The following is a 7,462-nucleotide window of genomic DNA, read 5'->3' as shown; positions in this document are numbered from 1 at the left end:
CCCGCTCCAGGTTGACGCTGCCGGAGATCCGACGGCCCGTCAGACCTCCACCACGACAGGGAGGATCATCGGCCGGCGCCGGTACGTGTCCGAGACCCACTTGCCGAGCGTCCGGCGCACCAGTTGCTGGAGCTGGTGGGGCTCGACGACCCCGTCCTGCGCCGAGCGCTCCAGTGCTTCCGTCACCTTGGGGAGCACCGCGGCGAACGCGGAGTCCTCGATGCCCGAGCCGCGGGCCTGGACATGCGGACCCGCGGTGATCTTGCCGGTGGACGAGTCGATGACCACGAAGACCGAGATGATGCCCTCGTCTCCGAGGATCTTGCGGTCCTTGAGGGCCGGCTCGCCGACGTCGCCGACGGAGAGGCCGTCGACGTAGACGTATCCCGCCTGGACCTTGCCGGAGATCTTCGCCTTGCCCTCGACGAGGTCGACGACGACGCCGTCCTCGGCGATGACGATGCGGTCGTGCGGGACGCCGGTGAGGGCGCCCAGTTCGGCGTTGGCGCGCAGGTGGCGCCATTCGCCGTGGACCGGCATCAGGTTCTTCGGGCGGCAGATGTTGTAGAAGTACAGCAGCTCGCCGGCCGAGGCGTGGCCCGAGACGTGGACCTTGGCGTTGCCCTTGTGGACGACGTTGGCTCCCCAGCGGGTCAGGCCGTTGATCACGCGGTACACCGCGTTCTCGTTGCCCGGGATGAGGGACGAGGCCAGGATCACCGTGTCGCCGTTGACGATGCGGATCTGGTGGTCCCGGTTGGCCATGCGGGACAGCGCGGCCATCGGTTCGCCCTGGGACCCCGTGCAGACCAGGACCACTTCGCTGTCCGGCAGGTCGTCGAGGGTCTTGACGTCCACGACGAGGCCCGGCGGCACCTTGAGGTAGCCGAGGTCCCGGGCGATGCCCATGTTGCGGACCATGGAGCGGCCGACGAACGCGACTCGGCGGCCGTATTCGTGCGCCGCGTCGAGGATCTGCTGGATGCGGTGGACGTGGCTGGCGAAGCTCGCCACGATGATCCGCTTGCGGGCGCCGGCGAAGACCTGGCGCAGGACGTTCGAGATGTCCCGCTCCGGCGGGACGAAGCCCGGGACCTCGGCGTTCGTCGAGTCGGACAGGAGGAGGTCGATGCCCTCCTCGCTGAGGCGCGCGAACGCGTGCAGGTCCGTGAGGCGGCCGTCCAGCGGGAGCTGGTCCATCTTGAAGTCGCCGGTGTGGACGACCATGCCCGCGGGGGTGCGGATGGCGACGGCCAGCGCGTCCGGGATGGAGTGGTTGACCGCGACGAACTCGCAGTCGAAGGGGCCGACGCGTTCGCGGTGCCCCTCCGCCACCTCGAGGGTGTACGGACGGATGCGGTGTTCCTGGAGCTTGGCCTCGATGAGGGCGAGGGTCAGCTTGGAGCCGATCAGCGGGATGTCCGGCTTCTCGCGCAGGAGGAAGGGGACGGCGCCGATGTGGTCCTCGTGCCCGTGGGTGAGGACGATGCCCTCGATGTCGTCGAGGCGGTCCCGGATGGACGAGAAGTCCGGCAGGATCAGGTCGATTCCGGGCTGCTCCTCCTCGGGGAAGAGCACTCCGCAGTCGACGATCAGCAGACGGCCGCCGTACTCGAAGACCGTCATGTTGCGGCCGATTTCGCCCAGGCCGCCGAGCGGGGTGACCCGGAGGCCGCCCTTCGCGAGCGCCGGGGGCCGGCCCAGTTCAGGATGCGGATGACTCAAAAGACTCTCCTCACCACACGCGCCACGTACCGGTGGGCACGTGGCGCGCGTGACGTTCGTGCAGAAGCAGTTGTCGTATGGGTGCGGGCACCGGTGGCCCGCCTATTCAGTTGTGAAGTCCGTGCGGCCGTGCGGTGGTACGAAGTCTGTTGTCAGAGCTGTACCCCGCCGGCGGCAAGATCGATCTCGAGCTGGTCGGTCTCCTCGGGCGTGAGCCCGACCATCGGTGCGCGCAGCGGTCCGGCGGGCAGTCCCTGGAGGGCGAGCGCGGCCTTGGCGGTCATGACGCCCTGAGTGCGGAACATGCCGGTGAAGACCGGGAGCAGCTTCTGGTGGATCTCCAGTGCCTTCTGTACGTCACCGGCAACGTGCGCGTCCACCATGGCGCGCAGTTCCGGGGTGACGACGTGGCCGACGACGGAGACGAAGCCGACCGCGCCCACGGAGAGCAGCGGCAGGTTCAGCATGTCGTCGCCGGAGTACCAGGCGAGGCCGGAGCGTGCGATGGCCCAGCTGGCGCGGCCGAGGTCGCCCTTGGCGTCCTTGTTCGCGACGATCCGGGGGTGTTCCGCGAGGCGGACCAGGGTCTCCGTGTTGATCGGGACGCCACTGCGGCCGGGGATGTCGTAGAGCATGACCGGCAGCTCCGCGGCGTCGGTGATCGCCGTGAAGTGCAGGTAGAGGCCCTCCTGCGGGGGCTTGTTGTAGTACGGCGTGACCAGCAGGAGGCCGTGTGCTCCGGCGCGCTCGGCGGCGCGGGCCAGCTCGATGCTGTGCTGGGTGTTGTTGGTCCCGACGCCGGCGACGACGTGGGCCCGGTCGCCGACCGCCTCCAGTACGGCTCGTACGAGGTCCGTTTTCTCCGCGTCGCTGGTGGTGGGGGACTCGCCGGTGGTGCCGTTGACGATCAGGCCGTCGTTGCCTGCGTCCACCAGGTGGGTGGCGAGCCGCTGGGCGCCGTCGAGGTCGAGTGCGCCGTCCGCCGTGAAGGGCGTGACCATGGCGGTGAGGACCCGCCCGAAGGGGGTCTGCGGAGTGGAGGTCGGAGCCATGGGTTACACGCTACTCGTTGCTCAGGGCGGGGTCTGCCTTAGGGCCTGTCGGGACGGATGTGGAGCCCGGCACTGCCTGCTCGGGGGTTCAAGCAGTGCCGGGTCCCTTTGATCAGGCTAGATGAACTTCTCCAAACGCCGCAATACGGACACTTCGCACGGCTGATGCGCACATGTGTGCCCGGCTTCGGGACGCGCTACGGCGCCACGCGGCCGTTGGCGTTGAAGGCGGCGTGGGTGAGGGGCATGAGCCGGGCCCACTCCGCCTCCATCATCTCGCCGACCATCTCGATCTCCCGCTGCGGGAAGGAGGGGACCTTCGCCAGCTCGTGCTGGGTGCGCAGGCCCAGGAAGTGCATCAGCGAGCGGGCGTTGCAGGTGGCGTACATCGAGGAGTAAAGGCCGACGGGGAGCACCGCGCGGGCCACCTCGCGGGCGACGCCGGCGGCGAGCATCCGCTGGTAGGTCGCGTACGCCTGGCGGTAGGAGTCCTCCATGGCGCCGCCCACCAGCTCGTACTGCTCCGGGCTGCCCTCGACGAAGACGTACTTGCCGGGGCGACCCTGCTGGACCAGCTTGCGGGAGGTGTCCGGCACGTAGAAGACCGGCTGGAGCTCCCGGTAGCGGCCGGATTCCTCGTTGTACGACCAGCCGACGCGGTGCCGCATGAACTCGCGGAAGACGAAGATCGGGGCGCTGACGAAGAAGGTCATCGAGTTGTGCTCGAACGGGCTGCCGTGCCGGTCCCGCATGAGGTAGTTGATCAGGCCCTTGGAGCGCTCCGGGTCCTTGTCCAGCTCCTCCAGGGACTGCTCCCCGACGGTGGAGACGCGGGCGGCGAACAGTACGTCGGAGTCGGTCGCGCTGCTCTTGACCAGCTCGACGGTGACGTCGCTGCGGAGTTCGATCTTGGAATCGTCGGCGGGTGTGTCGGTCACGGTGTGGAGGGCCTTCCCATCTCGTCGCTTGGCGGGGCCACTCTACGGCCCCCTCGGAATCGGGCGTTCGCTGCCGTGCCGCAATGAAGTCGGTGAAACAGGGCACCTGTGGGGGCGTTCGTTCGTCTGTATGAGTAACAGCGAAGCACTCAGTCCCCGAAAGGAGACGCAGCTACATGATCCGCCGGCGTGAACCCGTGCCGTTCGCCTTCGTCGCCGAAGCCGACAGGTTCCGCAGCAATGTCACACCCCCGCCCCGCGAGCGGGCGTCCGTCGGCCAGCAGGCCGGACGCTGGCTGCTCGGTCTCACCGTCGTCGCCGGAATCGCGGGCTCCCTGCTGATCGGGATGCCCGCCCTGTCGACCGACCAGCCCTCGCCGCACAAGCAGCCGTCACAGGCGTCCGAGGGGCGCTAGACGGGCCGGGGGACGGTCGGGCCGACCTCCCGTCCGGGCCCCCGAGAGTGGTGACCGCAGACACAGGTCGGTAGCCTCACCGGGCACAGCACTTGCCATGGAACGAGTGAGGACCAGCCGTGCCCCTGCCCTTCCTGACGGCCGACCGCGCCTTCGACGCGGCCGACGACGTCGCGCTGCCGTACGACGACCGCGACCTGTGGCGCCGGCCCTACCGGCCGGGGCCCTGGCGGGTGGGGGCGGCGGCGGTGATGCTGCTCCTCGCCTCGTTCGTGCTGTTCGCGGCGGTGATCATCGCCGCGACGGGCACGCTGTCCTCGGCGGGCGTGGTCTTCGGCATCGCGGCCGTCGTCATCGCCTGCGCCCTGCGGATGCTGCGCATGGGCGTGTGGGTGAGCGCGCACGGCGTGCGTCAGGTGAGTTTCCTCAGCACCCGCACGGTGGCCTGGCAGCAGGTCGCCAGCATGCGCACGGTGCAGCAGCCGGTGCGCTGGCTCGGGCTGCCGCGCACCGTGCAGGGGCAGGCGCTGCTCCTCGTCCGGCAGGGCCGGTCCACGGACCCGCTGCCGCCCCTGCTGACCACGCACAACTCCGACTTCCTCGCCCGCGAGGGCGCCTTCGACCGGGCGGCCGACGCCGTGGAGGAGTGGGCCGCCGAGTACCGGCGGGCCTGAGCGTCTGGTCAGGCCGCCTGGACGGGCTTGCCGTCGTGGAGGGCGATCGCCCGCTGCATGGCCTTGCGGGCCCGCGGGGTGTCGCGGGCGTCGTGGTAGGCGACGGCGAGGCGGAACCAGCTGCGCCAGTCGCCCGGGGCGTCCTCCGTCTCGGCCTTGCGCAGGGCGAAGACCTCGTCGGCGGAGCCCCGGTCCACACGGCCGCTGGGGGTGCGCTTCAGCTCGTCGACGGGCAGTCCGCCCTCGGCGTCGAGTTCGGCGGCGAGCTGGTTGGCCTTGCGGACGAACTGGGTGTTCTTCCACAGGAACCACAGGCCGATGACCGGCAGGATCAGCACCGCGACGCCAAAGGTGACGGTGAGGAGGGTGCCGGTCTCGATGAGCAGCACACCGCGGCTGCCGACCAGGACGAAGTAGAAGACCAGGACGGCGGCCGTGATGACGTAGGAGATCTTCGCGCGCATGAGGGTCAAGGGCTCAGTTCAGGTCCAGGAAGTGTTCCAGGCCGAACGTGAGGCCCGGGGTGGTGACCACCCTGCGGGCGCCCAGCAGGATGCCCGGCATGAAGCTGCTGTGGTGCAGGGAGTCGTGCCGGACGGTGAGGGTCTCGCCCTCGCCGCCGAGCAGGACCTCCTGGTGCGCGAGCAGGCCGCGCAGGCGGATCGCGTGGACCGGGACACCGTCGACGTCGGCGCCGCGGGCGCCGTCCAGGGCGGTGGCAGTGGCGTCGGGCGCCGGGGCGGAGCCTGCCTTCTGCCGGGCCTCGGCGATCAGCTGGGCGGTGCGGGTGGCGGTGCCGCTGGGGGCGTCCACCTTGTTCGGGTGGTGCAGCTCGACGACCTCGACGGACTCGAAGTACGGGGCGGCGAGCTGCGCGAACTTCATGGTCAGGACGGCGCCGATGGAGAAGTTGGGCGCGATGAGGACGCCTGTCTCCGGGGAGGCGTCGAGCCAGGAGTTCAGCCGCGCGAGGCGCTCGTCGGTCCAGCCGGTGGTGCCGACGACGGCGTGGATGCCGTGGCGTACGCAGTAGTCGAGGTTGTCCATCACCGAGGCGGGGGTGGTCAGCTCGACGGCGACCTGGGCGCCGGTGCCGGCCAGCGTGTCCAGGCTGTCGCCCCGGCCGAGGGCCGCGACCAGTTCCATGTCCTCGGCGGCCTCGACCGCCCGTACCGCCTCGGAGCCGATCCGGCCCCTGGCTCCGAGGACGGCCACGCGCAGCTTGCTCATGTCTCTTGCTTCCTTACCGGGGATCGTTAGGCGACGGCGTCGTGCAGCCGGGACGCCTGCTTGTCCTTCAGCGGGCCGATGACCGACAGCGAGGGCCGCCGTCCCAGGACGTCGCGGGCGACCGCGCGGACGTCGTCCGGCGTGATCGAGGCTATCCGGGCCAGCATGTCGTCGACGGACATCTGCTCGCCCCAGCACAGCTCGCTCTTGCCGATACGGTTCATCAGCGCGCCGGTGTCCTCCAGGCCGAGGACCGTGGAGCCCTGGAGCTGGCCGACGGCGCGGCCGATCTCGTCGTCGGTGAGGCCGTGCTCGGCGACGTGGTCCAGCTCGTCGCGGCAGATCTTCAGCACGTCGTGCACCTGCGAGGGCCGGCAGCCCGCGTAGACGCCGAAGAGGCCGCAGTCGGCGAAGCCCGAGGTGTACGAGTACACGCTGTAGGCGAGGCCGCGCTTCTCGCGGACCTCCTGGAACAGGCGCGAGGACATGCCGCCGCCGAGGGCGGTGTTGAGCACGCCCATCGCCCAGCGCCGCTCGTCGCTGCGGGCCAGGCCCGGCATGCCGAGGATGACGTGGGCCTGCTCGGTCCTGCGGCCGATCAGCTCCATGCGGCCCGCGGCACGGATGGAGCGCCGTCCGTCGCGCGGGGCGACGGGGTCGGCGACCGGCTCCCGGAAGGCGCCGGCCTTCTCGAAGGCGGCGCGGACCTGGCGTACGACCTTGTTGTGGTCGACGTTGCCGGCCGCGGCGACCACCAGGTGGGTGGGGTCGTAGTGCTTCTTGTAGAAGCGGCGGATGCGGTCGGCGGTGAGGGCGTTGACCGTGTCGACGGTGCCGAGGACGGGGCGGCCGAGGGCGTTGTCCCCGAACATGGTGTGCGCGAAGAGGTCGTGCACGCAGTCGCCCGCGTCGTCCTCGGTCATCGCGATCTCTTCGAGGATGGCGCCGCGTTCGACGTCGACGTCCTCCTCCTGGATCAGGGAGCCGGTCAGCATGTCGCAGACGACGTCGATGGCCAGTGGCAGGTCGGTGTCGAGCACGCGTGCGTAGTAGCACGTGTACTCCTTCGCCGTGAACGCGTTCATCTCGCCGCCGACGGCGTCGAGGGCGGCGGAGATGTCCAGGGCACTGCGCTTGCGGGTGCCCTTGAAGAGCAGGTGCTCCAGGTAGTGGGTGGCGCCGTTCAGGGCCGGGGTCTCGTCGCGGGAGCCGACGTGGGCCCAGATGCCGAAGGTCGCCGAGCGGACCGAGGGCAGGGTCTCGGTGACGATGCGCAGGCCGCCCGGGAGGGTGGTCCTGCGGACCGTGCCGGTGCCGTGCTCGCCCTTGATCAGGGTTTGGGTACGGGCGAGGGGGCCGCGCCGCCGGGGCGGGGGGGGGGGGGTGTGTGTGAAAACTCGCGCCCCCCCCCATCTGAGATGCAGGAG

The 7,462-nt window shown here is 70.2% G+C and carries 8 protein-coding genes; 2 read left to right on the top strand and 6 right to left on the bottom strand.

From position 1 onward, the window contains the following. Positions 1–39: 39 nt before the first annotated feature. The 3 genes from ACFWR9_RS29010 to thyX all read right to left on the bottom strand — a co-directional run bounded on the left by ACFWR9_RS29010 (position 40) and on the right by thyX (position 3,715). On the bottom strand, positions 40–1,725 hold the full coding sequence (locus ACFWR9_RS29010; protein ID WP_383846965.1) for a ribonuclease J: 1,686 nt from the start codon (positions 1,723–1,725) through the stop codon (positions 40–42). Between the two features lie 152 nt (positions 1,726–1,877). Continuing rightward, positions 1,878–2,777: a 4-hydroxy-tetrahydrodipicolinate synthase gene (gene dapA / locus ACFWR9_RS29005; protein WP_383846963.1), complete on the bottom strand. Its 900-nt coding sequence runs from the start codon at positions 2,775–2,777 to the stop codon at positions 1,878–1,880. A 197-nt stretch (positions 2,778–2,974) separates the two neighbouring features. Next, a complete protein-coding gene (gene thyX / locus ACFWR9_RS29000; RefSeq protein ID WP_383846961.1) occupies positions 2,975–3,715 on the bottom strand; it encodes an FAD-dependent thymidylate synthase in 741 nt (246 codons plus the stop codon). Positions 3,716–3,891: 176 nt separating this feature from the next. Here thyX and ACFWR9_RS28995 point away from each other — a divergent pair, with 176 nt between their 5' ends. Beyond that, a complete protein-coding gene (locus ACFWR9_RS28995) occupies positions 3,892–4,131 on the top strand; it encodes a hypothetical protein (RefSeq protein WP_383846960.1) in 240 nt (79 codons plus the stop codon). A 119-nt stretch (positions 4,132–4,250) separates the two neighbouring features. Further along, complete coding sequence (locus ACFWR9_RS28990; protein WP_383846958.1) at positions 4,251–4,805, top strand: hypothetical protein; 555 nt, start codon at positions 4,251–4,253, stop codon at positions 4,803–4,805. Positions 4,806–4,813: 8 nt separating this feature from the next. Here the strand turns inward: ACFWR9_RS28990 and ACFWR9_RS28985 are convergent, their stop codons facing one another. The 3 genes from ACFWR9_RS28985 to ACFWR9_RS28975 are packed head-to-tail and all read right to left on the bottom strand — an operon-like array spanning position 4,814 to position 7,369. Continuing rightward, complete coding sequence (locus tag ACFWR9_RS28985) at positions 4,814–5,269, bottom strand: hypothetical protein (RefSeq protein WP_383846972.1); 456 nt, start codon at positions 5,267–5,269, stop codon at positions 4,814–4,816. 13 nt (positions 5,270–5,282) lie between these two features. After that, positions 5,283–6,035 (bottom strand): 4-hydroxy-tetrahydrodipicolinate reductase, encoded by a 753-nt coding sequence (dapB, locus tag ACFWR9_RS28980; RefSeq protein ID WP_383846956.1) that lies wholly within the window; start codon positions 6,033–6,035, stop codon positions 5,283–5,285. A gap of 26 nt (positions 6,036–6,061) precedes the next feature. After that, positions 6,062–7,369, bottom strand: coding sequence for a M16 family metallopeptidase (locus tag ACFWR9_RS28975; protein ID WP_383846970.1), 1,308 nt, complete (start codon positions 7,367–7,369; stop codon positions 6,062–6,064). Positions 7,370–7,462 lie beyond the last annotated feature (93 nt).

Source organism: Streptomyces sp. NPDC058534 (genome assembly GCF_042717365.1).
Classification (GTDB): Bacteria; Actinomycetota; Actinomycetes; order Streptomycetales; family Streptomycetaceae; genus Streptomyces.
The sequence above is the reverse complement of the archived record's forward strand: the minus strand, read 5'-3'. Positions and strand labels throughout refer to the sequence as shown.